Here is a 23300-nt window from a genome sequence, read left to right as displayed (position 1 = left end):
ATATTAATACGCTTTGTCTTGGCCTTTAAAAACATTTAAAATTGTTAGGCCTATAATTTTAATATCTAGAAAAAATGACCAGTTTTCAATATAAAATACATCTAACTTAACTCTATGATCTATGTCCGATTTTTTCTTAATTTCTCCTCTATAACCATATACTTGTGCTAAACCTGTTATACCTGGTTTTACAGAATTTCTAAACAAATAATTCTCTATCTCTACTAAATATTTTTTGGTTTGAACATTCATATGAGGTCTAGGACCAACAATGCTCATATCACCTTTAAGTACATTAAAAAACTGAGGTAATTCATCTAAGCTTGTTTTTCTTAGAAAAGCTCCAACAGAAGTAATTCTATCATCATTTATGGTTGTTGCTATTTTGTCTGCGAGCGTATTAACTTTCATAGATCTAATTTTATAACAATAAAATTGATTACCATCTGCACCATCTCTCAACTGCTTGAATAAAAATTTTCCTTTAGAATTTAGTTTTACAACAATCCATAAAATTGGCAACAACCAAGAAAGCAGAAAAACACAAACAAGAAGTGAGAAAAAGATGTCAAAACATCTTTTTAAAATATGAGTTTCAATCTTTTCAAAAGGAAGTTTTTTAGGCTTTAAAATTGGAATCGTTCCATAATGGGTTAACTTTAAGTCTTTACTATAAATATCTTTCTCTTCTGGAATTAAATTAAAATCCACATTATTTTTGCTACAGTAATTCCTTATTACTCTTAATTTTTGTTTAGTAATAGAATCTGATTCGCAATAAACCTCATCTATTTGTTCTTTAGAAGCGTAAATCAAGCCTGCATTAATATCTCCTAAATATTTGTCTGATACATCTTTCTTATCTGCAAAAAAACCAAAAAATCGATATCCTAAATCTTGCTTACTTTTAAATAAATCAATTACATTTTTTGCTGATTTTGAACTACCAAAAACAATAACATTCCTGTAATTTTTTCCACTTAATCTGTATGATTTTAGTATGAAAAAGAAGAACAGTTTAAAAAAGGTGATTAAAAGTGTAAAAGATAGAATAATATTAAATTGCTCATTAATTACTTCACCTTCTCTAAATATTGAAAAATAGGCGAAAAACGCCAAGATAAATATTGAAAATTGAGAGAGAAGATAGGTTACTAACCTAGCAATATGTGTATATCTATACACATTATAAAATTTGGTAAAATAGGCTATAAAAAGCCAAACAAGATTAATGTAAATTAGAAACTCACTATTTAAATAGCCTTGATCTGAAAAATAATATAGAACACTAGTAATTATTATAATGTCGAAAACAACAATTATAGGTCTAATTAATCTAGAATATTTTTTAATTTTTGTTGTCAATTTAACTTTCAATTAATTTTAAAGCCTCTAACCTAAACTCTTCTAATATTTGAGATTTACTGTAGTTCTCTATTACATATGCTCTAGCACTCTTTCCAAATTCCTTCTGCAATTCCTTATTTGATTTTAATTTAAGTACAAAATCAACAAGTGGTTTACAGTCTTGTGAATCAAAATACATCCCAGATTTTGATTTCTTGATGATAGAAGAAACCTCTGATTGCATATTACCTGTAATTAACGATGTTTTTGAACTAGACATCATTGCCAAGATTTTAGAAGGCATTACAGTATCTATAACGTCTATTTTTTGAAATAACACATGCAAATCTGCACTACACAATAAATTAGAGAGCTCATTGTATGGAACTGGACTGTAAAATCTAATATTTTCTAAATCTAGCAAAGATTCTTCTAACCAAATTCTTTTACTTCCATTCCCTACAACAATTATCTCAATATTTTCTTTTTGTTCTAATTCTTTCGCAAATTTTATAAATAAATCCCAATCTTGTTTTTCTCCAATATTACCTGAGTATAAAATTTTAAATTTTGATGAATTTAGGTATTTATGAGTTGTATAATTATTAGGTTGAATAAAGTTTGCATCTACCCAATTAGATAATAATTTATTATCAATATTGGGAACCTTGTTTTCCAACTTTTTGATCATAGAAACACTAATTGTACTTACAAAATTTGCAGAACCTAAAAGTTTTCTTTCTATCCAAAATAAGGTTCGAAAAATAATATTTTTATTGCCAACTAAATTGGAATCTGTAGCAGCATCAAATTCAAAATCTTGAACATGAACCCATAATTTTGCACCTCTTAATTTTGCTAAAATTTTACCTATAAATACTGAGCCAATGAATGGCACAACACATAAAACTAAATCTGTATTTTTTACTTTAAAAATATTGAAGAAAGTACCTACAGAAAAATCTATTAAATGAATTATTCTTTTTAAGAAACTTGGTTTTTTAGGCACATATTGTTTGTATCTATAAATATTAACTCCGTTAATTGTTTCTTGATAAAACCTACTTTTTGATTTATATGCTTCACTAATTCTCCAAGCAGGATAGTATGGAAAACCAGTAATTACATCAACATCAAAATTATTCTGTACTAAATGTTGCGCTAATTGAGTTGTATATAGGCCTATTGCAGTATCTTCTGGAAAGTAGTTAATCCCTATTATTGTTATCTTTTTTCTCAATTCTCTGTTTTACTGGTTTAGCAGGGTTACCATAACAAACCCAACCACTAGGTATATCTTTATAGACACTACTTCTTGCGCCAATGACTGAACCTTTGCCTATAGTTACACCTGGTGCAATATAAACATCATTAGTTATCCAACATTCATCCTCTATAATTATTTTATCACTTAGTATTGGAAAATCTGTTTTTGTATAATCATGTAAACCTGTATTAAAATAAATACCATGTGCAACAGCTACATTGTTCCCAATATTTATTTCTCCTAAACTATATAGTATAGTTTCTTCACCAATCCATGTGTTATCTCCTATTGTAACTTTCCAAGGATATGTAAATTTAGCAGAAGATCTAATTAATACATTTTTACCAATTTTTGCTCCAAAAGATCTTAGCAAAAACCTTCTCCACCCATAAAAAAACTGAGGAGACATGGCAAAAAGAGTTTTTTCGGTTATCCACCAAATTTGAACAATGAACTTAGATTTACCTCGAAAACCCTTAGGAACATTAAACTTACTTAAATCTTGGTATTGCTGTTTCTTGTTAACCATTTATAAGTAATTTCTGTTGATTTATTTATATTATAAGGTAACTCACCTACTACAGATTCCACCTCTTTAGTGTTAAAATACATATTTGTTATTAGATTGTTTAATCTAAACTTTGTTAAGGGAGGATTTTTTACCCCTAATTTTTTAACTGAATCACCAATATTAGCAATAAATTTTAAAATAAAAAAGGGAATTTCTTTAACATCTTTTTGATGATAATACTGAGAAATTATGTTGGCCCAAGCTTTTACTTCTAATTCCTCAAAATCTGATAGATAAATTGTTTTCTTATCTAAATTATCATTATTCAATAACTTGTCTAAAACATAAACACAGTTTAAAACAAAGCCAAATTTCTTGTAAATTTTCTTATTTTTTGGATGAAAATAAAGACCTTTTTCTATGGTGTCAAAAAAGTTTTTATAAGGTATATCAAACCAAGGACCCCACAAGGAAGTTGGCCTAACTATAATCCAATTATCAGTTAAAATTTTAGATTCTCTAACTATTTTTTCTCCTATAATTTTGCTTTCTCCATAAACAGTAGAAGGTTTATAATCAAATTCGTCTTTTGGTTCATATCCAATTTCGCAAACTAATCTACTTGAAGCAAAAATAACTTTTCTTAAATTTTCAATGCTTTTTAAGGCTATTATTAAATTTTCTACTCCTTTTATATTTGCCTGATAATCATCTAAATTTACACCATCTAAATCTGTTCTTGCAGCCATATGAAATATGTAGTCTGGCTGAAAGTTTGAAATAGCATTTGTTAACGAATCAAGGTTTAATATATCTATTTTTTTCCAAAATTCTTGATGATTTGGATTTCTGGGTTTTTTAATGTCGAGGTTTAATACTATAGAAGTATTTTTGTAAAACTCTACTAAGTTGGTACCTATAAAACCAGAACCACCAGTTATAAGAATTTTCTTTTTATTTAGCATCTAATAATTAAAAATAAGAGTCAAAAATACATAATAATTTAAAAAATGAACTAACACTTTCTAAAACTAATTTTTTTCATTTTTTATAGTTTTATAAAAATGAATCCAATCTTTAATTTTTGTATTCCAAGAATATTCTTTTTCTATAAAATTTCTTAATTTTTGTCCTCTTAAATTTCTTTCTTTTATAGACCAGTTTACAGCTTTAGACAATTCAGAATAAAGGTTATTTTCTGAAAGGTTAATTAAAACACCTCCATTATTATTCCATTCTTTTAATAACCCAGTTTGATAGGTTGTTATTACTGGTGTATGGTATTTGGCAGCCTCTAAATTAACCATACCAATAACTTCTGAATGAGAAGGAGCCACAAATACAAAAGCTTCTTTATAAAGTTTTTCTTTTTCTAATCCTTTTACTAAACCAACAAAATCGATTCTTTCTAAGATATTTAAATCTTTAGCTATTTTAATTAATTCGTTCTTATAGTCATTAAATCCGCCAGCTATTTTTAATCTGATTTGTTTATCATTTAATTTAGCAAAAGCATTTATTAAAATATCTATGCCTTTCTTTTCATCTAACCTTCCTAAGTATAAGATATATTTATCATTAAAATTGTTGTTTTCAACAACAGATGCATTTAGAGAAATTAAATTAGGAATAGTTTTAATTTTACTTTTTGGAAATAGTTTACTTAACTCATTTGCTTCTAATGGTGTAATTGCATGTAAATAATTTGCTCTTTCAAAATATTTGTAAACAACATGCTTAAAATATTGTTCTTTCTTAAACTTTCCTTTTGTCCATAACCAAGGTTCTAGCATTCCATGACAAGTTATGATATAAGGTATATTATTTTTTAAAGCGTATTTAGCTGTGGCATATTGAGGGTACATCCAAACACCATGAATATGTATTAAATCAATTTTTTTATTATTATTTAGTTGATCTAATTCTTTAGTTAAATTTGATGAATATCTCCAAGGTATAGAACCCCCATTAACTAATATGATGTCATCCTCTACCTCACTTCTTGTTGAAACTATTTTGGAATTTAAACCATTTCCTAAAAGTTTTTCATTCAACTTTTTTACAACAGTTCTTAACCCTCCACTTGATAAAGAAAAATCTTCTAATACATGAATTATATTAACCATCAATTACATCATTTTTAAATAAATATAAATTAATAAGGAATGAAAAAAAGATAACACCATCTTCTCTTTCTAAAATATTTTCGGTTAACATATTTAATATAAAAAATAGGCTTATTAGATAAAAAATTTTGAAATTTTGTTCTTTAGCTATTTTTAATACAGTAAATAAATAAAATAAAAATGCAGTTAACCCCAAAATACCTGCAGACAACCAAAAGCTAAAATATTGATTGTGTGTATTATAGTTTTTTTCTACTGGTAATGTTTTAGAGTTTAAATAGCAATTGTTTAAAACATCATTTACATCTCCTATTCCATAGCCTAAAATTGGTGATTCTGTTATTTTATGTATTGCACAATCATAAATTTGTAATCTAATACCAGTAGATGAACTTGTTTTACTTTTTTGCTCAATTAAATGTTTAAGTTCTACAAAACCATTTACATCCTTATACTTAGGCAGAAAAACAATAGCAACCAATAAAAGTAAAAAAACTGGTATTAAATAAATGCTTTTTTTAAAATACAATCTTTCTTTAAAAACATAAAAAACACCAACTAAGACAAGTGATAAAATTGGGCCTTTCTTATTTAAAATTCCCATAAAAACCAATAAGATTAATGATAAAGCAAAAAAGACATATCTTTTATCCTTTAAAAATAAATCTAAACAAAAAATGATTGATACTCCTGTATAAATGGATAGGTAAATTGGATGAATTAAAAATCCTGTATTTCTGATATTTATTAAGTTAGAATAATGTACTAACGTACTTTTAAAAGTGTAAAAAGGCTCTGTTATATAAAAATAACTAAATGAAAAAACTAAAAAGAAAAGTGTAGTAAAAACTATAATTTTCTTTATAACATTAAAAGATTTAGTGTTAAGAATTTGGCTATCTCCTGCCAAAAGGTAAAAAATTAATGGAAAAACTACTAGAGAGGCACTAGACTCTAATTTTTTGAATCCAACATAACTATTTTCAGACAAAAAACAACTAACAATTAAAATGCAAAAAAAACCGATACTTATAAATAGTTTTTTATGATTGTATTTTTGTTTTGTTTTTAATTTAAATTTACGAAGAGCAATAGATAAGAATAAACTAAAAATAAGATATGGCTTTATTTTATCTGGAAATACTAAAAGACTAGCGTTTAAATAAACTAAAAGAAGAGTTATATTATTTAATACTTTCATAATCAACTCTTTTAAAAAGTGAAAAGTAAATTTTTGGAATCAATAAAACCACTATGAAAGTTGCAAATAAGAATGCAAATCCGTTTGTAAAATCTCCTCTTAAGAAAAAGATTAAATGAATAGCTGCATAAAATGATGCTGCTTTTTTTAACTGATTGTCTCCATTAACCCAATTTGTCATCCTAGACATAAAAAATGCTAAAAAAATTGCAAACATTATTACTCCTAAAATGCCAAAATTTAAATATCCTTCTGAAACATAAGGATTAGATAAATTTGTAAAGCTATACTTATTACCATAGGTATCTCTAAGGTAATTTCCTATAAACTCTCCACTAGAAATTGGTTTATTCTCCCATATTTTTCTCGGCACAAAAAAGAACAATCCTCCAGAAAGTTGTTTACCATAAGATAAAGAGTTTTTTTCAGCATATTCAATAGTGCCAGAAAAATTTATAAATGCATCATAATTTAATGATGTAAAAGTATTTGTTATACCATGTTCATTCGCTTTTTTAAGAAAGAGATTTGGGTTATTTATAAGCTGTTTTAAAGTATAACCTGAATGAGTAATTAATGATATTGTAGGAAAAACAACTATCATAGACATAAATAGAAATACTAATATTTTAAAATTGGTATTTAATAGTCTTGGTATAATTAGAAATATAAGTGTAATGTATATTGGGCCTAATGCGTTTCTTTTTTCTGTTAATGGGTTTTTTATAAGTAAAACCAATATCAATAATAAAATAGTTACAAATAAAATATAATAATAATTTTTAGTTTTTTTCTTGTTTCTTAAATAACCAATAGCCATAATAAAAGCCATAAATGGAAACATTAATATTATTTTTTCTTTAATTAATAAACTAGATTTTGATGTACCTTCTAAATCAAAATAATTACTATTTAAATATTCATATTGTATATGTTTAAAATTTAAAATAAAAATTAGGATGCTTATAAAGAAGAAAATAATAATATGAAATGGTAAATTTTTATTTTTTTTATAAATTATTACCTTACTTTTTATTGCGTTAAAATATCTGTAAAAAACAAAAAAAACTATATTAAAAAGTAATACTAAAATATTTGTTTTTATTATTAGATAATCTCTGTAAACTAATTTTGTTGGTAAATTTAAATTTTCTGTATCATAAACATTATGTGTTTGTAACATTGGTGCTATAAGAAAGAACAAAAAGTTAAATACTATATAAGAGGAGAGAATAGGTGCAAATTTTTTATCTCTAAATAAATAGTAATAAGTTAATGTTGCTAAAACCAAAAAATTTAAAGTAAAAAGTGTTTTTATTAAAAACGGAATTTTAGTCAACAATATTAATGGTAAGTAAATAGCAATAAAAAATGTAAAAAAAATAGATTTTAACTTCATAAACAATTATAAACTTAAGACTTTATTTTTAACAACGTAAAATCCTCTTGTAAAAACTAAAACAAAATCTGATAGAATTCGTAAATAAATTAAATTCATGAAAGTAATTTTATCAAGAACATATAAAATCAATACAAAAACAATATATAGTATAGAACTGATAATTAAAGAATTGTTGTATTGTTTAAAAAAACCAAATGCAACCAATGCACAAGTACCTAGTATATAGGTTAAAGAAATTAAAGGTATTAATAATGCAAGTGTTTTAAGAGTTGAAGCGTATTTCACCAATTCATCTCCACCTAAAAAACCCATAAGTTCTTCTGAAAAATAGTTAATTATGCTATACATAATTAAACCAAAAAATAAGCTTAAAGCAATTAGCTTAACCAATAATTTTTTATCTAAAGTTCTAGATATTGTTGGAAAAACAGCTTGCTGAATCATTTCAAAAGGTATTACACATATAAACACAATTTTAGAGGCAGTGTCAAAACCAGAAACGTCATCCATAGATGTATAAATACCTATTAAAAAAATAGTTCCATAATTAAAAACCAAAGACAAAAACCTACCTAAAAAAAACATGATTGCTGCCTTAAAATATTGATACATCTTATTTATTGAAACTAAATAAAATTGAATATTATAATCTACTTTTAAAGAACGTAAACCCAAAAAACCCATTATAATATTTGAAATTATTAAAAGCCAAACATATACTAAAAGATCATTTTGAGATTTAACAAATATAAAAGTGCATGTTATTACAAACAGTCTAGAAATAAAGATGATTAAAGTAGCTGTTTTTAACTTTTCTACACCTTGATAAAACCAAATGGGAAAAAAAACTTCTCCAAGACCTAGGAGCAATAAAAGGTACAATAAGTGAATATTATCTGAAAAAGGATCAAAAAAAGAAATACCAAATAAAACTATAAAAGAGAAAAGAAATAGCAAGAATTTTATAATGTAAATTGATGAAACTACTTCATTTATTTTTTGAATATCACCTCTATTATCTACAATATACTTTGCTGCATATACATTAAACCCAAAATTAATAAATATTAAAAAAAACTGTATAACTGAATCTGCCCAAGTTAATAAGCCATAAATTTTAGTGCCAAAAACTCGAATTAAGTATGCAACTAAAACAAATTTAAAGCCGATATTAAAAAATTTTAAAAGGCTTAAAAAAGAAAAGTTTTTTAAGATTATTAGATAATCTTTGTTTTTAATCAGATTCATTAAAACTCATATTTTGAAAGATTTTTAAATAAATGCTCATTAAAATTACTGGTATATTTATGAAACAGATTTTTTATTTCAGTTCGTTTTTCTGTGTAAGTGTCTATTTTATTGATAATAGTTTCTGTTAAAAATATTTCTAATTCGTTTTCATTAGATATTATTTTACCTGGCATGTATTTTAAAGGGTCTTCAAATACGAAACCTCTAGAATCTTTAAATTCTTCAAAATCTGAAAAAACAAATCCAATAGGTATGTTTAACAAAAGAAAATCTATATAGATAGAAGAAAAGTCTGTTAATAGAATATCAAATGAATTAAAAGTAGAATACATATTTATACCCTTTTCTACAAATGTATTATTACTTAAAAACCTAATGTTTGTATAAAAATCAAAATCATCTAAACCTCTATAGTCCATAGGATGTAACTTAACATAGATTATTGAATTACAATCAACTAAAAATTTATTTAATTTTACTAAATATTCATTTCGTAAAAAATCTTTATCTATTTCAATACTACCATCAGTTCTTAAATCTCTAACCACAGATTTTCTGAAAGTAGGCATCCAGAGTATTGTGTTTTCATAAATTTTATCATCATTAAATAAATGATGAATAGTTATTTTATTGTCTAAAAGGAAATCATTTCTTGTTTGCCCAATAATTTGAGTCTGCTTTTTATTGGCTCCAAAAGCTTTCATTAAAATTTTCTGATAAAATTCTGATGTAGCTAGATGCACATTAGAAAAAGGAACTTTACTATCTAAACTTTCATAAAAACCAATTTTTTTAATTGGCATTCCATGCCAAAGATTAATTTTTCTTTGATCTTTAATTAAACCAAACTCATTAAATAAACCATGTGTATGAAAAACTAGTTCAGCAGTTAAATAATGAAAAAAACCTTTGATAGATTTCTTTTTTAGAATAATATAATTTTCTGATGCTGTGTAATTTGCTATAAGTTTTAAAAAAAAATCTTTTTTTTCTAAACTATCTACAAGCCAAATATTTTTATATTCTGGAAGATTATTTGATACATAAACAAATGTTGCAAAGCTATTATCTGTAAAATCTGGAAAGCTATGATAAACTATTTTACGTTTTTTTTTAATAAATGATTTTAAAAAATTTATTAAAAAACCAATAACTTTATTTTTCATCATACCTTTTCTTAATCTTACTTATGGTTTCTTAAATTTATAAGAGTTTCATTAATTAACGTAGATGATGTACCTTCTGTGTATGGAAAATAGATAATTTTTACACCAACATCTTTAAATTGTTTGTCTAATTTTTTCCATTTTTCACTTTTAAACCAATCATCACCCACAAACATAACATCAAACTTTAGCCTCTCCCACATTTTAAATTTATCCATGTCATTTTGAGGTACAACTGCATCTACATATCTAATGCTTCTTATAATTTCCATTCTTTCTGAATGATTTATAACAGCTTTTTTATTTTTGTAGGCAACTAATTCATCAGAAGTAACCCCAACAATTAGATGATCGCACAAACCCTTGGCGTTTTTAAGAAGGTTTAAATGACCAACATGAAAAAGATCATAAACACCAGAAGTATATCCTATCATTTTTTTACTTTCTAATCCCATTTCCAATTTTTATTAAAATAATTATCTTTAAAAAATTCTATATTTAGAAACATCCATAATATTTGACCTGCTCTTTCTTCATCTTTAATTTTAAATATTAAATCTTGTATAGCTTCTTTTTTTAGCCAATTAGATTCTAAAAGGTTTTCTTTTGCAAGATTTTCTAAATTACTAAACCAATTATTTAAAGGTACTGGAAAACCAACCTTTTTCCTTTCTATAATTTCTTTAGGCAAATATTTATAAGATAACTTTCTTAAAATATATTTAGGTATATCTAAAACTTCACTATAATCTTTTGCAATTTTAAATTTAGCCTCTTCTTTTGTGGTATTATTTACCCACTTTAGTTTAAGACTATAGGGTATTTTTTTATATGAAAACTCTATTAAATTATGATCTAAAAATGGAACTCTTGCTTCTACAGAGGTTTGCATTGTAGTCATATCTACCCTTTGTAAAAGACCCTTTACATGGTATTTATGAAAAAATCTAAATATGTTTTCTTCATTTGAATGCTTAGAAAATGTTTCTATATTCTCATCATCAAAAATTTTTCTGTACTCTTTAGTAGTATTTAAAACTTTATCTCTAAGTGCTCTTGGTACATACTCATAATTATTTATAAAAGTATCATAGAAACTTTTTTCTTTTGTATGATTTTCATAATCAAAAGGCAGTCTAAAGATTCTTCCATAACCTCCTAACAGTTCATCTGCACCTTCACCAGATAAAACTACAGTTATTTTTTCTTTTAGTTTGGTAGACATTAAAGCTAAAGGAATTTCATTTGGAACACCTAATGGAGCATCTTTATATTTAATAAGCTCTTTCCACTTATCAATATATTCATCTTTATCCATTAAAATTTCATGGTGATTTGTATTGTATTTATCTGCAATAATGTTTGAATAATTAAACTCATTTAACTCTTTAAAACCAATAGTATAGGTATTGATTTTTTTTTCTGAGTTTATTGCAGTAATTGCAGTTATAATACTTGAGTCTACACCTCCACTTAAATAAGTACCTAAAGGTACATCAGATATTAAACGATATTTAATGGCTTTATTAAGTTCTTGATCAAAATCTGCTATAATTTCTTCTTCTTTAAAAGAGGTAGATGTATTAAATTCTTTAGGTAAATCCCAGTATTTTTTCTCTGTTATAGATAAGTCTTTATTAACTTCTAAATAAGACCCAGGTTTAATTTGTAAAATGTTTTTAAAGAAAGTATAAGGTGCTCTTATGTATCTATTTCCTAAATATTCATCTATAGCAGATTCATTAAAAACTGGTTCAATTAATCCACTAGATAAGATTCCTTTTATTTCTGAAGAAAATATGATTTTTTCATCCTCTTTAAAGTAATAAAATGGTTTTATACCCATTCTGTCTCTAATTAAATATAACTTTTCTTCATCATAATTAAATAGAGCTATGGCAAACATTCCATTTGCTTTAGATAAAAACCAATCTATACCATATTCTTCTACAGCAGCAATTATTACTTCTGTATCTGAATTTGTTATAAAAGAATAATTGAGTTCTTGTTTTATTTCGTTAAAATTATAAATCTCACCATTAAATACAATACCCCATTTTTTAGAATTTGTAAACATTGGTTGATTTGCGACACTTCTAACATCGATAATACTAAGTCTAACATGTCCTAGCATAACGTTTTTATCATATTCAGAAAAGCATTGAGCATCTGGTCCTCTATGATTTATTGCTAAATTCATTTTAGCAATTCTCTCTTTTGCTTTTAATATGTTAGTTTTTGAATAAAAACCATTAATACCACACATATATAATTTTAAATTTATATTTCTTTAAATAGTTTTAATTCAGCGTCTTTTTCTGAGAGAATGATTTCATTTGTTTTCAATTTCCAATCTATATTTAAAATTGGATCATTATAAATAACCCCATCTTCTGATTCTTTATTATAATAATTATCGCATTTATAGGTTACAATAGTATTATCTTCTAATACTGAAAAACCATGCAAAAATCCTTTTGGAATAAATAATTGCAACTGATTTTCTTTTGATAATTCTATTGAAAAAACTTTACCAAACGTATCTGATTTCTCCCTTACATCAACAACTACATCTAAAACTCTACCTTGTATTACTCTAACCAATTTCGCTTGAGCATATTCACCTTTTTGTATGTGCAAACCTCGAACAACACCTTTTAATGATATAGACTGATTATCTTGCACAAACTTTACATTTAAACCTGTTTTTTCTTGAAACAATTTTTGATTAAATGCTTCAAAAAATTCACCTCTACTATCTTTAAAAACTTTTGGTTCAATAATAAAGCAATCTTTTAAAAAAGTTTCGGTTATCTTCATTTATATTTTTAATAAATTAATAGAATATCCACTTTTTAAAAGTGGTTCTGCTAATTTTTGTAATTGTTTTTTATTTATAAATCCACTTCTATATGCAGCTTCTTCTATTGAACCAATTTTTAAACCTTGTCTTTCTTCAATAACTTCAACAAAGTTACTTGCTTGCATTAATGATTTAAATGTACCTGTATCTAACCAAGCTGTGCCTCTATCTAATATTTGAACAGATAATTTTTTATCTTGTAAATAGGCTTTATTAATATCAGTTATTTCTAATTCACCTCTTTTACTTGGTTCTAATTCTTTCGCCTTTTTAATCACAGAATTATCATAAAAATAGATTCCAGGAACTGCATAATTAGATTTGGATGATTTTCTACATCTGACAAATTATCTAAACTACCTGCGTAAGTGAGTAAATCTAAATTTACAACCTTACAATCTGAATTATTCTCTAAAAAATAGGGTATAAAATTAGATCCTATAAAACCTGCTCCACCAGTAATGAGTATGGTTTGCATATTATTTTTTATAATTTTCTAAATACCTATTTAATTTGATAAGAAGTAGCGCTATAATCATTAAACCTGCTAAAGCTATTCCCAATAAAAATGCATAATTCTCAGTAACTCCTTTAATCTCATATCCTATAGGTTGAAAATTAGAAATTACATTAACAACATTATAATTTCTAGATTTCTCTTCAGAAATTTCCTCTAAATCTACATTTAACCTTCTGTTAGTATTAAACAGTTCTAGCTCACTTGTAGATCTCTTATTGTTGGAACCTAGATCTATACTTGTACCTGCTTTTTCGTTTTTAGCTTCCTCTAACATAACCTGCATGTACACCCTTCTTAAGGAATCTAATTGATTTAAATTTTCACGATATAAAGAATCTTTTCTGTTCAGGTTTTCATTAGTTAGCTTTTTAAACCTCTCAAAATACTTGTTATCTTCAACCGATGAAATAATAACTTCACCTAGTTGATTAAAAATGTTGTTCTGTTTTGCGATAACACTTATTTTATGATAACTGTAATCATAATCAGTAAATGAATTTTTAAAAGACTCAAATTCGTAACTTTTAATAGTAAGTGTATCTACCTCTAACACTAGTTGATCATAAGCATTTATAATATCGTTATCAATTACAATAGGCTCAATTGTAAATTTCTCTAAAGATGCAGCTGCATTTTTATCTATATTAAATACTTTTTGAAGCGTTGCTGTATCTTTCTGTTTTACTAAATCATTATAAAAATTAACATTAGTATAAAGTTGTCTTGTACTTTTAAAATTTGGCTGAAGTATCATTTCAGACCCAAAAGCATCTGGCTTAGACGTTTCTAAAAAGAAACCAATTACAATACCTAGAATTAGCGCTCCAGAAATTTTTATAATATTCGATTTCAGAAATAATAAAATATTGATTAAAAAATCAAAAATTCCTATAAAAATACTACCAATAAAATTGAAAAAGTTTTTAAATCCTTTACCAATAATTACGAATAAAGATCCTAAATCTACTTCTTCTTCGTTGGTGTTTTTTTGTTGATTGGTTGACATAATATTATATTGAAGCTAATTTATTTTAAAATATTTGTTCTAAAATTCTTTGAGTGATGGCATAAGTAGGTGTTACTCCTGTCATACCTAATCCTCCAGAAGCCAATGTTGCTCCTGTTTCTAAAGGATTATCAGATGCATAATATGCATATCTAACTTTTACATCCTCAGAAATATTTCCTCTAATTTTAGAGGCAGATTGTATAGCTTTTTGATAGTGTGCACCCTCCATCTCTAAACCAATTACATTCCAGGTTGAGTCATGAAAGAATTTTAATAAATCTTTATTCTGTAAAGATGTTCCTAAAACAGAAATCATAGAACCATCAAAAACCTTTACACCAAAACCCTCTAAATCTTCTTTGTCTAACTCATTTTTAAATGGATAATTATCTGCTGTACCTTCAAAAATATGTGCAGAAGGAATCATAATATCTCCTTTACCACCTTCTAAAATACCAGCTTTACCCATTATTGAAATAGATTTTACATCTAAATGAACCTTATCCTCATTTGCTGCTTCATAAGGTTTCAATAATTCATCCATAGTTTCATAAGCTTGCTCACCAAAAGCGTAATCCATAACTATAATCACAGGTTTTTCTTCTAACGAATGCTGTTTTTGAAACGGAGATTCATCAAAATTTATTTTGTCTGTATCAATTATTTGAACATTTATATTGGTTCCAGATGTATCTTTCACATAAATCAAACCGTTTTTAGATGCATAATCCATTACTTTTTTCTGCAATGGCTTGCTGTCTGAATTACTTAATAGTTGATATAACTCAAATTCTTTATGATTTTCTGCTTCTTTTGGCAAAGCTCCTTTTGCATAAATTGAATTCAAAACACTGTGCATATTTGCACTTATAATATGCAATGGTCTTTGCAATAACTGATATTCTTTTAAAATATGTTTGATGTCATTTGCCCAAATTTCACCATATATATGATGTCCAATTTCCTCTATTAAAAGTGAGCTAAATGTTACTGTTCTTTTCTTACCTTCTAAAACTTCTTTGATGGCTAATTTGCCTAACCAATAAATTAAACCAAAGAATTTATGCGGATTTTCTTCTGTAGAAAATATTTTATAAGTAGCAGAAACCTCATCAAAAGTTCTACCTAAAATATTACCTAAATGAACAATAATTACTTCTTTCTCTTCTTCAGATATTTCTTTTTTATGCAAAACAACATCCTCTAAGTGAAGCCATTCTCTTGTAAAATCTTCACCTTCATTAATAGAGACACGTTCTTGAATTTTATGCGATTCAATAAATAAAAAAGTTAAATGTGTTAGAATATCATAAATCTCAGATCTACCTCTGGTAATTTCAATATTCATTTGATCTTTATCTATTCTATAGCAATTTCTTCTTCTCTTTGGTGGAATTATAGCCTTAAAATGCGAATTCTTATAACCTTCATCTGCTGTAAGGTTAATAAATTGACATTGCTCTATTCCTTCAGGAAGTCTTTCTATGACATAAACTAAACCATCTAATTCAATTTTATCTTCTGCAATAGATCCATAAATTTCAGGACGCAATAACAATAACGATTTACGTAAAGTTTCACCAGAAACACCCATAGGTTTATAAAACCCTCTTGTAAATAAATGACGCATTGAAATATACAACTTCTCAATTGCGTTTGTAGACTCTTGAGCCCTTGTTCTTTCTATATTTTTGGTATGTAACATTCTAAATTTTCTCTTGCAAATATATAGTTATTTGCCTGATAATATTTGGTTATATTTTTGTTGATTCTTTAATAAGTTAAGTGCCTCAGAAATAGTCTCATCATTCTTAAGTTGATTTTCATAAACACCTTCTTTGTAATAATATTTTAATAAGATTTCTTCTTGTAACAAACTAGTCAAAATATCTTCGTTCTTTTTAATAGCACTTAATTTCTGAGCAACTAATTTGTTTTTTAAACTTTCATATTCTTTAGAAATTAAACTTTTTTTTGACGATTTATATGCCTCTTCAAACAACTTTTCTTGTGGAGTTAAAAACGTAGTATCTTTCTCTAAATACTTTGCAAAATTTTTAAAATCAGTTTTTGTGAAATTAAAACTCTCAGAATCTGCAATATTTTCATTCTGATAATAGTAATCTGTAGCAAAATTGAATAAAGCCTTAGAACTAATTAGAGCTTTAGTCGCTTCTGTTTTTTCAGATAATTTAATTTCTACATCTGGCATAATACCTCCTCCATCATAAACAGTTCGTCCATTAGCTGTTTTAAAAGCATTAATTCCTCTTGCAGAAAATTTAGGTACAATTCCTGTTTTAGAATCTCTATTGGTGTAATCTAATTCTTGAATACACCTTCCACTTGGTGTATAATATTTAGATATCGTTAGCTTTAATTGTGTACCATAGGTCAATTCTTTTTGACGTTGAACTAATCCTTTTCCAAAAGAACGTTGACCCATAATTACTGCTCTGTCATAATCTTGTAAAGAACCACTAACAATTTCTGATGCTGATGCTGAACTGCCATTCACTAAAACAACTATAGGTATTTCTAAATCTAAAGCATCATTAGAGCCTCTGTAATTATTACTCCATTTCTTTATTTTAGCTTTTGTGGTAACAATTGTTTTACCTTTTGGAATAAAAAAATTCGAAATATTAATTGCTTCTAATAAAGAACCTCCAGGATTTGATCGTAAATCGAAAACCAGCTTTTTCATGCCTTTCTCCTTTAAGGCAACAAACGCTTTTTTAACTTCTGATGATGCTTTATTGTTAAAACGAGTTAAGGTAATATAACCAGTTTCATCATCTATCATTTTATAGTAAGGTACAGGATTCACCTCAACTTTTTCTCTAACCAAAATCTTATCAATTACTAGACCCTGTCTTAAAACTTTAGCATTAACTCTTGTATTTGGTGTTCCTTTTAAAAACATAGAAAGTTCATCTCGTTCCATATTTTTTAAAGATTGGCCATCAACAGAAATAATGATATCCCCTGCTTTTAAACCAGATTTATCTGCAGAAAAACCTTTGTAAATTTCTTTAAGTTGTATTCCTTTATCTGTATAATACACAGAAACACCAATACCTGCATATTCGCCTTCTCTTCTAATTTTTGCATCTTCTACATCTTGCTCATTATAGAAGTTGGTGTAAGGATCTAAATCCTTCAACGTATTTTTAATTGCTTTATCTGTTAAATCTGCAGGATTAATTTCATCTACATAATACATGTTCAATTCCTTAAACAATGAATTATAAATTTCTATCTGTTTGGCTACTTCAAAAAATTTAGATTTAACTGAAAATGATAAAAACAGCACAGAAAACAATAGAATTAGTGCTATTTTATGTTTACGAATCATGTTCTTCATTGGGTATATTTTGTATCTGTTTGATGAATAAATTCAATAACTTATTCATTTTAGCATAAATTTCTTCATAATCCTTTTCTTCTTTCCCAAGATACGAAATCATAAAAACATAAGGAACATCTAAATTGTTGTAAACAATTTCCTTTTGAAGACGATAACTTTCACGCATCAACCTTTTCAGTCGATTTCTATCTGGTGCTTTTTTAAAGTTTCTTTTTGCTACAGAAACGCCAATTTGTGCAGGATAATCTGAAGTATGTTCTGTTTGTAAAAAAACCATTCTTAATGGAAACGCTTTTACAGAACTACCTTCTTTGTATAGCTTTTCTATAAGCTTTTTACTTTTTAATCTTTCTTGTTTGCCAAGGGTATACTTCATCAATACAAACTTAACAGAAAACAATAACTTTTAAAACGTTTCTTTGAAGTAACTTTAAATTTTATGTATTTTTATATACGCTAAACACAGCGTAATTTTTGATTTTATTTGTTATAAATAAAACAAATATTGATATTTTTGTTAAATATTACACATTTAAAAATTCAAATTAGAGATGAAGCCAGACTTATATCAAGCACCAGATTATTATAATATAGATGATTTACTTTCTGAAGAACACAAACTAATTCGTGATTCTGCTAGAGAATGGGTAAAACGTGATGTTTCTCCAATTATTGAAGATTATGCTCAAAGAGCAGAGTTTCCAAAACAAATTATTAATGGATTAGCAGAAATTGGTGCTTTTGGACCTTATATACCAGAAGAATTTGGTGGAGCTGGTTTAGACCAAATTTCTTATGGATTAATTATGCAAGAGATAGAAAGAGGAGATTCTGGAGTTCGCTCTACAGCTTCTGTGCAATCTTCTTTAGTGATGTACCCAATTTTTACTTATGGAAATGAGGAACAACGCAAAAAATATTTACCAAAATTAGCTTCTGGAGAATGGATGGGTTCTTTTGGATTAACTGAACCAAATCATGGTTCAAATCCTGGAGGTATGGAAACCAATTTTAAAGATAAAGGCGATCATTATTTATTAAATGGAGCTAAAATGTGGATTTCAAACGCTCCTTTTTGTGATGTTGCTGTAGTTTGGGCTAAAAATGAAGAAGGTCGAATTCATGGCCTTATCGTAGAACGTGGAATGGAGGGTTTCTCTACTCCAGAAACACATAATAAATGGTCTTTACGTGCTTCTGCAACTGGTGAGCTTATTTTTGATAATGTTAAAGTTCCAAAAGAAAATTTATTACCAAACAAATCTGGTTTAGGAGCACCTTTAGGCTGTTTAGATTCTGCTAGATATGGAATTTCTTGGGGTGCAATTGGTGCTGCAATGGATTGTTATGACACTGCTTTGAGATACGCAAAAGAGCGTGAACAATTTGGTAAACCTATTGCCCAGTTTCAATTACAACAAAAGAAATTGGCTGAAATGATTACAGAAATCACCAAAGCTCAGCTATTAGCTTGGAGACTTGGTACATTAAAAAATGAAGGTAAAGCTACTTCAGCACAGATTTCTATGGCAAAAAGAAATAATGTAGAAATGGCTTTAAAGGTAGCTAGAGAAGCAAGACAAATGTTAGGTGGTATGGGTATTTCTGGTGATTATTCTATTATGCGTCATATGATGAATTTAGAAAGTGTTGTTACTTATGAAGGTACACATGATATTCATTTACTTATTACAGGTTTAGACATTACAGGTTTAAACGGATTTAAATAAAAAAAATCTAAATCAGACAAAAAAACACCATATATAAATGGTGTTTTTTTTGTTAAAATAATTTTATATTAAATTCTTCAAATGTAATTTTGTTACATAATTTATAATCGATTTGATTCAAAGAATTTCATCTCTTTTTCTTGTTTTTCTATACTTGGTAGCTATGCTAAAACCAATAGCGCCTTTTGTAGAATATGCCATTAACTACGATTACATTTCTAAAGTACTTTGTATAAATACAGACAAACCAGAACTAAGTTGTAATGGTAAATGTCAATTGATGCAAAAATTAGAAGAGCAACAAGAAAAAGATTATCAATCGTTAAGAATTCAAATGGATGAATATCCTATTGGGTTTGTAAAGTTTATAGACATTAAACAAAATAACTTCTCTGATGACTTGTTAAAAGTCAATCATTTTTATAAGAATCAATATACTTATTTAAACGCATACAACGTATTTCATCCACCAATTTGCTAATTAATTTAACGAAGATTACCTATCAGAAATATTTCTGATATAACAACTTATAAATTATTTATTAAAAATTAAATTGATGAAATCAATAAAAATAATTGGTTTAGGAATCTTAGTATTCTTAAGTCAACAAATAGTAGCGCAAGAAATTGAAAAAAATAATTGGTCTAGTTCTAGACCAGATGGACATGCACCAATTTCTGTAATGGCAGATCATTATCATGGAAAAGGTGGCTGGATGTTTTCTTATAGATTTATGAACATGAATATGGAAGGTTTACTTTCTGAATCTAATTCAATTTCTAATGATGCAGCTCATGATGCTGGATACATGTTTACACCACTAAAAATGCCAATGCAAATGCACATGTTTGGCACAATGTATGCGCCTTCTGATAAAATTACCTTATTAGCTATGGCTAGCATAATTAATAATGACATGGATTTACAAATGAGAATGATGGGTGTGGTTACTCCTTTTTCTACTTCTTCATCAGGTTTTGGTGATGTTAAGTTAGGAATGATTTATAAATTCATGAATAAAAATCAGCAATCTTTTCATGGTAATATTACCTTTTCTTTGCCAATAGGAAGTATTTCTGAAATGGATATAACACCTATGAGCTCTCCTAATGAAATCTTACTACCTTATCCTATGCAAATTGGCTCAGGTACTTTTGACACAAATTTAGGAGTTACTTATTTAGGACAAAAAGAGTCATTTTCTTGGGGAAGTCAATTAAACACTACACTTCGTTTTGGAACAAATTCAGATGAGTATGCATTTGGAAATCAAGTAAGTTTTAACAACTGGTTTGCAGTAAAAGCAACAAATTGGATTAGTTTTTCTGCAAGAATTCAAGGTTTATTTGTTGATGAAATAAGAGGTGTAAACCTTAATTTGAATCCAATAATGGTAACAACTGCAGATACCCAAAATTCAGGAGGCACCTATCTAAATGGAGGATTAGGATTTAATCTTTATGCTAGCAAAGGCACCTTTAAAGATTTACGTTTAGGTTTTGAATTTTCATCACCTATATATCAAAAACCAAATGGTATTCAATTAGAGAGAAAGGAAACTATTACTGTTGGTTTACAGTATGCATTGTAGATTTAAATTTACTACTTTGCTTATAAAGGTTGATAGAATACTATCAACCTTTATTTTTTAATAGATTTACAGAACAACTCCATACCTTGTCTATTTTGTATTGAGTTGTAACAATCTTCTAAAATCTTTATATCGAATTGATTTTTGAATAATGCTATATACTCTTTTTTATCACCTCCAAAAGGTGGATGATCTTCATTTAATTTGGCATCAAAAAGTAAACCCACTAATTTGCCATTTTCATTTAACAAACTATGCATTTTATGAACATAGTTTTTTCTTAAGTTAGGGTCTAAGGCACAGAAAAAGGTTTGTTCAATAATTAAATCGAACTTTAATTCTAAGTCAAAAAAGTTTTGATGAATTAAATTAGATGACGGAAAATTTGGTACTCTTTTCTTTAAGTTCTCTAAAGCTAGTTTAGAAATATCTACCACATAAACATTAGTAAAGCTAGTGTTTAATAAATATTCTGCTTCATAAGAATTACCTCCTCCAGGAATTAGAATTTTTAACTCTTTATTGGTTAGTTGATCAAAATAGGTTTTTAATGGTGGTGAAACCTGGCCTAAATCCCAACCAGTTTTATTGGTTTTGTATTTATTATCCCAAAAATCTTCGTTAAATATCATTTATTAAGGTATAAAAAAACACCTAAATAAGGTGTTTTAATTTATTAACTATATTGTTTAATTACTGCAATTAAATCGTGTTTTTGCAACATTGCAGATTGTCTCCAAACTTGCTTTCCGTCTTTAAAAAGCATAAATGTTGGTACTCCTCTCACCTGAAATTTTGCAGCCAAACTTTGGTTTTTATCAACATCTATTTTAATAATTGAAATTTTATCTTTTAAATCTGACTTTACTTCTTTTAAAATAGGGCTCATCATTTTACAAGGACCACACCATTCTGCAAAAAAATCGACTAAAACTGGTTTATCTTGATTTATGATATCTGTAAAACTGCTCATGTTTTTCTTTTTATATCAAAAGTAAAATTTTAAATATCTGTTATTGGTAACCTATGTTACAATTCTAACATTTTAATACTGTTTCTGAAAAGTTGAATTTTACCCTCATTCTCTAATTTTTTTAACAATCTGGAAATTACAACTCTAGAGGTATGTAAATCTTCAGAAATTTCTTTGTGTGTTGTATAAATTCTATCATCACTAGTAACCATAGCTTTATCTTTTAGATATTTAAACAATCGTTCATCCATCTTTAAAAATGCAATAGTATCTATTGCTTCTAAAAGTTCATCTACTCTAGAATGATAACTATGTAAAATAAACGATTGCCAAGAATTATAGTTGCTTAACCATTCTGCCATTTTTTCTTTAGGAATCATAATAAGCTCAATGTCGGTTTCTGAAACCGCTCTAATTTTACTCTTTGTTTTACCTAAGCAACAAGATAAAGTTATTGCACAAGTATCTCCTTTTTCTAAATAATATAAAACTAGCTCATCTCCTTTTTCATCTTCTCTTAAGATTTTTATAGCTCCATTTAATAATAATGGCATTGCTTTTATATTATCTTCTATATCTATAATTATTTCATTTTTGGGCACAGTTTTATAGATGCCTACTTCTTCTATTTCTTTTAGAAGTGCATCTTCGAACAAATAACCAAAGTTGGAAATTAGCTTTGTGTTAAACTCAGACATGTATTTATATTTCTATGTATAAATTTAACGATTCAAAAACACATAGAAAAACTATTAAGGCATCAATTCTGATGAAATTTTAATGCTATTTTACTTTTTGATCGGTTTTCATTAAAAGATAAACTGCAAGCACTAAGCCAACAACTACAGCTACAAAAACTCCAATCATAATGGTTCCATTTACCCAAGAAACTAATGGAAAGTTAAGCATATTCATAAGGTTCTAATTTTGATATAAAATTAGAGAATGAGTAGTTTATCAGAAATGATAAAT

Annotated in this window: 24 protein-coding genes and 1 pseudogene; 3 read left to right on the top strand and 22 right to left on the bottom strand. The window is 26.9% G+C overall.

The window, feature by feature from the left end; all coding sequences use genetic code 11:
* Positions 1-3: 3 nt before the first annotated feature.
* The 18 genes and pseudogenes from LPB302_RS11180 to rnpA form a co-directional block, all read right to left on the bottom strand.
* Positions 4-1365, bottom strand: coding sequence for an exopolysaccharide biosynthesis polyprenyl glycosylphosphotransferase (locus LPB302_RS11180; RefSeq protein WP_074613543.1), 1362 nt, complete (start codon positions 1363-1365; stop codon positions 4-6).
* 1 nt (position 1366) lies between these two features.
* On the bottom strand, positions 1367-2587 hold the full coding sequence (locus LPB302_RS11175; RefSeq protein WP_053973473.1) for a WcaI family glycosyltransferase: 1221 nt from the start codon (positions 2585-2587) through the stop codon (positions 1367-1369).
* Positions 2556-3143, bottom strand: coding sequence for a WcaF family extracellular polysaccharide biosynthesis acetyltransferase (locus LPB302_RS11170; RefSeq protein WP_053973474.1), 588 nt, complete (start codon positions 3141-3143; stop codon positions 2556-2558). Before LPB302_RS11170 ends, LPB302_RS11175 begins: the two co-directional genes overlap by 32 nt.
* A complete protein-coding gene (locus LPB302_RS11165) occupies positions 3110-4090 on the bottom strand; it encodes an NAD-dependent epimerase/dehydratase family protein (RefSeq protein ID WP_053973475.1) in 981 nt (326 codons plus the stop codon). The genes LPB302_RS11170 and LPB302_RS11165 overlap by 34 nt, the downstream gene beginning before the upstream one ends.
* Before the next feature lie 66 nt (positions 4091-4156).
* Positions 4157-5251 carry a glycosyltransferase gene (locus LPB302_RS11160; RefSeq protein ID WP_053973476.1) on the bottom strand — a complete coding sequence of 365 codons (1095 nt, stop codon included), beginning with the start codon at positions 5249-5251 and terminating at the stop codon, positions 4157-4159.
* On the bottom strand, positions 5244-6161 hold the full coding sequence (locus LPB302_RS11155; protein WP_176966468.1) for an O-antigen ligase family protein: 918 nt from the start codon (positions 6159-6161) through the stop codon (positions 5244-5246). The genes LPB302_RS11160 and LPB302_RS11155 overlap by 8 nt, the downstream gene beginning before the upstream one ends.
* A 274-nt stretch (positions 6162-6435) precedes the next feature.
* Positions 6436-7296 carry an O-antigen polysaccharide polymerase Wzy gene (wzy, locus tag LPB302_RS13980; RefSeq protein WP_422903157.1) on the bottom strand — a complete coding sequence of 287 codons (861 nt, stop codon included), beginning with the start codon at positions 7294-7296 and terminating at the stop codon, positions 6436-6438.
* Between the two features lie 561 nt (positions 7297-7857).
* Positions 7858-9102 carry an oligosaccharide flippase family protein gene (locus tag LPB302_RS11145; RefSeq protein WP_053973479.1) on the bottom strand — a complete coding sequence of 415 codons (1245 nt, stop codon included), beginning with the start codon at positions 9100-9102 and terminating at the stop codon, positions 7858-7860.
* A complete protein-coding gene (locus tag LPB302_RS11140) occupies positions 9102-10274 on the bottom strand; it encodes a CDP-glycerol glycerophosphotransferase family protein (protein ID WP_053973480.1) in 1173 nt (390 codons plus the stop codon). Before LPB302_RS11140 ends, LPB302_RS11145 begins: the two co-directional genes overlap by 1 nt.
* Positions 10275-10288: 14 nt before the next feature.
* Positions 10289-10726 carry an FAD synthase family protein gene (locus tag LPB302_RS11135; protein ID WP_218132993.1) on the bottom strand — a complete coding sequence of 146 codons (438 nt, stop codon included), beginning with the start codon at positions 10724-10726 and terminating at the stop codon, positions 10289-10291.
* Entirely contained in the window at positions 10717-12537 is a 1821-nt protein-coding gene (asnB, locus tag LPB302_RS11130; protein WP_053973481.1) for an asparagine synthase (glutamine-hydrolyzing), read from the bottom strand. Before asnB ends, LPB302_RS11135 begins: the two co-directional genes overlap by 10 nt.
* A 14-nt stretch (positions 12538-12551) precedes the next feature.
* Positions 12552-13091 carry a dTDP-4-dehydrorhamnose 3,5-epimerase gene (gene rfbC, locus LPB302_RS11125; protein WP_053973482.1) on the bottom strand — a complete coding sequence of 180 codons (540 nt, stop codon included), beginning with the start codon at positions 13089-13091 and terminating at the stop codon, positions 12552-12554.
* Positions 13092-13457 (bottom strand): annotated as a pseudogene (locus LPB302_RS11120) (sugar phosphate nucleotidyltransferase); the annotation flags it as partial.
* Entirely contained in the window at positions 13409-13612 is a 204-nt protein-coding gene (locus tag LPB302_RS11115; RefSeq protein WP_053973483.1) for a GDP-mannose 4,6-dehydratase, read from the bottom strand. The gene LPB302_RS11115 and the pseudogene LPB302_RS11120, both read right to left, overlap by 49 nt.
* Position 13613: 1 nt before the next feature.
* Complete coding sequence (locus tag LPB302_RS11110; RefSeq protein ID WP_053973484.1) at positions 13614-14660, bottom strand: hypothetical protein; 1047 nt, start codon at positions 14658-14660, stop codon at positions 13614-13616.
* A 25-nt stretch (positions 14661-14685) separates the two neighbouring features.
* Positions 14686-16368, bottom strand: coding sequence for a DUF6909 family protein (locus tag LPB302_RS11105; RefSeq protein WP_053973485.1), 1683 nt, complete (start codon positions 16366-16368; stop codon positions 14686-14688).
* A 27-nt stretch (positions 16369-16395) separates the two neighbouring features.
* Positions 16396-18030: a S41 family peptidase gene (locus LPB302_RS11100; protein WP_053973486.1), complete on the bottom strand. Its 1635-nt coding sequence runs from the start codon at positions 18028-18030 to the stop codon at positions 16396-16398.
* Positions 18011-18409 carry a ribonuclease P protein component gene (gene rnpA / locus LPB302_RS11095; protein ID WP_053973487.1) on the bottom strand — a complete coding sequence of 133 codons (399 nt, stop codon included), beginning with the start codon at positions 18407-18409 and terminating at the stop codon, positions 18011-18013. Before rnpA ends, LPB302_RS11100 begins: the two co-directional genes overlap by 20 nt.
* Positions 18410-18584: 175 nt before the next feature.
* Here rnpA and LPB302_RS11090 point away from each other — a divergent pair, with 175 nt between their 5' ends.
* The 3 genes from LPB302_RS11090 (at position 18585) to LPB302_RS11080 (ending at position 21355) form a co-directional block, all read left to right on the top strand.
* Entirely contained in the window at positions 18585-19763 is a 1179-nt protein-coding gene (locus LPB302_RS11090; protein ID WP_053973488.1) for an acyl-CoA dehydrogenase family protein, read from the top strand.
* Between the two features lie 163 nt (positions 19764-19926).
* Positions 19927-20244: a hypothetical protein gene (locus LPB302_RS11085; protein WP_053975284.1), complete on the top strand. Its 318-nt coding sequence runs from the start codon at positions 19927-19929 to the stop codon at positions 20242-20244.
* Positions 20245-20320: 76 nt separating this feature from the next.
* Complete coding sequence (locus LPB302_RS11080) at positions 20321-21355, top strand: alpha-amylase (protein WP_053973489.1); 1035 nt, start codon at positions 20321-20323, stop codon at positions 21353-21355.
* A 50-nt stretch (positions 21356-21405) separates the two neighbouring features.
* Here LPB302_RS11080 and LPB302_RS11075 read toward each other — a convergent pair whose 3' ends face one another.
* The 4 genes from LPB302_RS11075 to LPB302_RS11060 form a co-directional block, all read right to left on the bottom strand.
* Positions 21406-21987, bottom strand: coding sequence for a methyltransferase domain-containing protein (locus LPB302_RS11075; protein ID WP_053973490.1), 582 nt, complete (start codon positions 21985-21987; stop codon positions 21406-21408).
* Between the two features lie 44 nt (positions 21988-22031).
* Positions 22032-22328 (bottom strand): thioredoxin, encoded by a 297-nt coding sequence (gene trxA, locus LPB302_RS11070; protein ID WP_053973491.1) that lies wholly within the window; start codon positions 22326-22328, stop codon positions 22032-22034.
* Between the two features lie 56 nt (positions 22329-22384).
* Positions 22385-23026 carry a Crp/Fnr family transcriptional regulator gene (locus tag LPB302_RS11065; protein ID WP_053973492.1) on the bottom strand — a complete coding sequence of 214 codons (642 nt, stop codon included), beginning with the start codon at positions 23024-23026 and terminating at the stop codon, positions 22385-22387.
* 85 nt (positions 23027-23111) lie between these two features.
* The gene (locus LPB302_RS11060; RefSeq protein WP_255164349.1) at positions 23112-23243 is read right to left on the bottom strand and encodes a hypothetical protein; all 132 of its coding nucleotides are present in this window, start codon (positions 23241-23243) and stop codon (positions 23112-23114) included.
* Between the last annotated feature and the right edge of the window lie 57 nt (positions 23244-23300).

Source organism: Polaribacter dokdonensis (genome assembly GCF_024362345.1).
GTDB lineage: Bacteria > Bacteroidota > Bacteroidia > Flavobacteriales > Flavobacteriaceae > Polaribacter > Polaribacter dokdonensis.
The sequence above is the reverse complement of the archived record's forward strand: the minus strand, read 5'-3'. Positions and strand labels throughout refer to the sequence as shown.

Bases quoted from the DNA above. Each gene is read 5' to 3' on its own strand.
- LPB302_RS11170 (WP_053973474.1), bottom strand. From the start codon at position 3,143: ATGGTTAACAAGAAACAGCAATACCAAGATTTAAGTAAGTTTAATGTT.
- LPB302_RS11165 (WP_053973475.1), bottom strand. From the start codon at position 4,090: ATGCTAAATAAAAAGAAAATTCTTATAACTGGTGGTTCTGGTTTTATA.
- LPB302_RS11160 (WP_053973476.1), bottom strand. From the start codon at position 5,251: ATGGTTAATATAATTCATGTATTAGAAGATTTTTCTTTATCAAGTGGA.
- wzy (WP_422903157.1), bottom strand. From the start codon at position 7,296: ATGTTTCCATTTATGGCTTTTATTATGGCTATTGGTTATTTAAGAAAC.
- LPB302_RS11145 (WP_053973479.1), bottom strand. From the start codon at position 9,102: ATGAATCTGATTAAAAACAAAGATTATCTAATAATCTTAAAAAACTTT.
- LPB302_RS11140 (WP_053973480.1), bottom strand. From the start codon at position 10,274: ATGATGAAAAATAAAGTTATTGGTTTTTTAATAAATTTTTTAAAATCA.
- LPB302_RS11135 (WP_218132993.1), bottom strand. From the start codon at position 10,726: ATGGGATTAGAAAGTAAAAAAATGATAGGATATACTTCTGGTGTTTAT.
- asnB (WP_053973481.1), bottom strand. From the start codon at position 12,537: ATGTGTGGTATTAATGGTTTTTATTCAAAAACTAACATATTAAAAGCA.
- rfbC (WP_053973482.1), bottom strand. From the start codon at position 13,091: ATGAAGATAACCGAAACTTTTTTAAAAGATTGCTTTATTATTGAACCA.
- LPB302_RS11115 (WP_053973483.1), bottom strand. From the start codon at position 13,612: ATGCAAACCATACTCATTACTGGTGGAGCAGGTTTTATAGGATCTAAT.
- LPB302_RS11110 (WP_053973484.1), bottom strand. From the start codon at position 14,660: ATGTCAACCAATCAACAAAAAAACACCAACGAAGAAGAAGTAGATTTA.
- LPB302_RS11105 (WP_053973485.1), bottom strand. From the start codon at position 16,368: ATGTTACATACCAAAAATATAGAAAGAACAAGGGCTCAAGAGTCTACA.
- LPB302_RS11100 (WP_053973486.1), bottom strand. From the start codon at position 18,030: ATGAAGAACATGATTCGTAAACATAAAATAGCACTAATTCTATTGTTT.
- rnpA (WP_053973487.1), bottom strand. From the start codon at position 18,409: ATGAAGTATACCCTTGGCAAACAAGAAAGATTAAAAAGTAAAAAGCTT.
- LPB302_RS11090 (WP_053973488.1), top strand. From the start codon at position 18,585: ATGAAGCCAGACTTATATCAAGCACCAGATTATTATAATATAGATGAT.
- LPB302_RS11085 (WP_053975284.1), top strand. From the start codon at position 19,927: ATGCTAAAACCAATAGCGCCTTTTGTAGAATATGCCATTAACTACGAT.
- LPB302_RS11080 (WP_053973489.1), top strand. From the start codon at position 20,321: ATGAAATCAATAAAAATAATTGGTTTAGGAATCTTAGTATTCTTAAGT.
- LPB302_RS11075 (WP_053973490.1), bottom strand. From the start codon at position 21,987: ATGATATTTAACGAAGATTTTTGGGATAATAAATACAAAACCAATAAA.
- trxA (WP_053973491.1), bottom strand. From the start codon at position 22,328: ATGAGCAGTTTTACAGATATCATAAATCAAGATAAACCAGTTTTAGTC.
- LPB302_RS11065 (WP_053973492.1), bottom strand. From the start codon at position 23,026: ATGTCTGAGTTTAACACAAAGCTAATTTCCAACTTTGGTTATTTGTTC.
- LPB302_RS11060 (WP_255164349.1), bottom strand. From the start codon at position 23,243: ATGAATATGCTTAACTTTCCATTAGTTTCTTGGGTAAATGGAACCATT.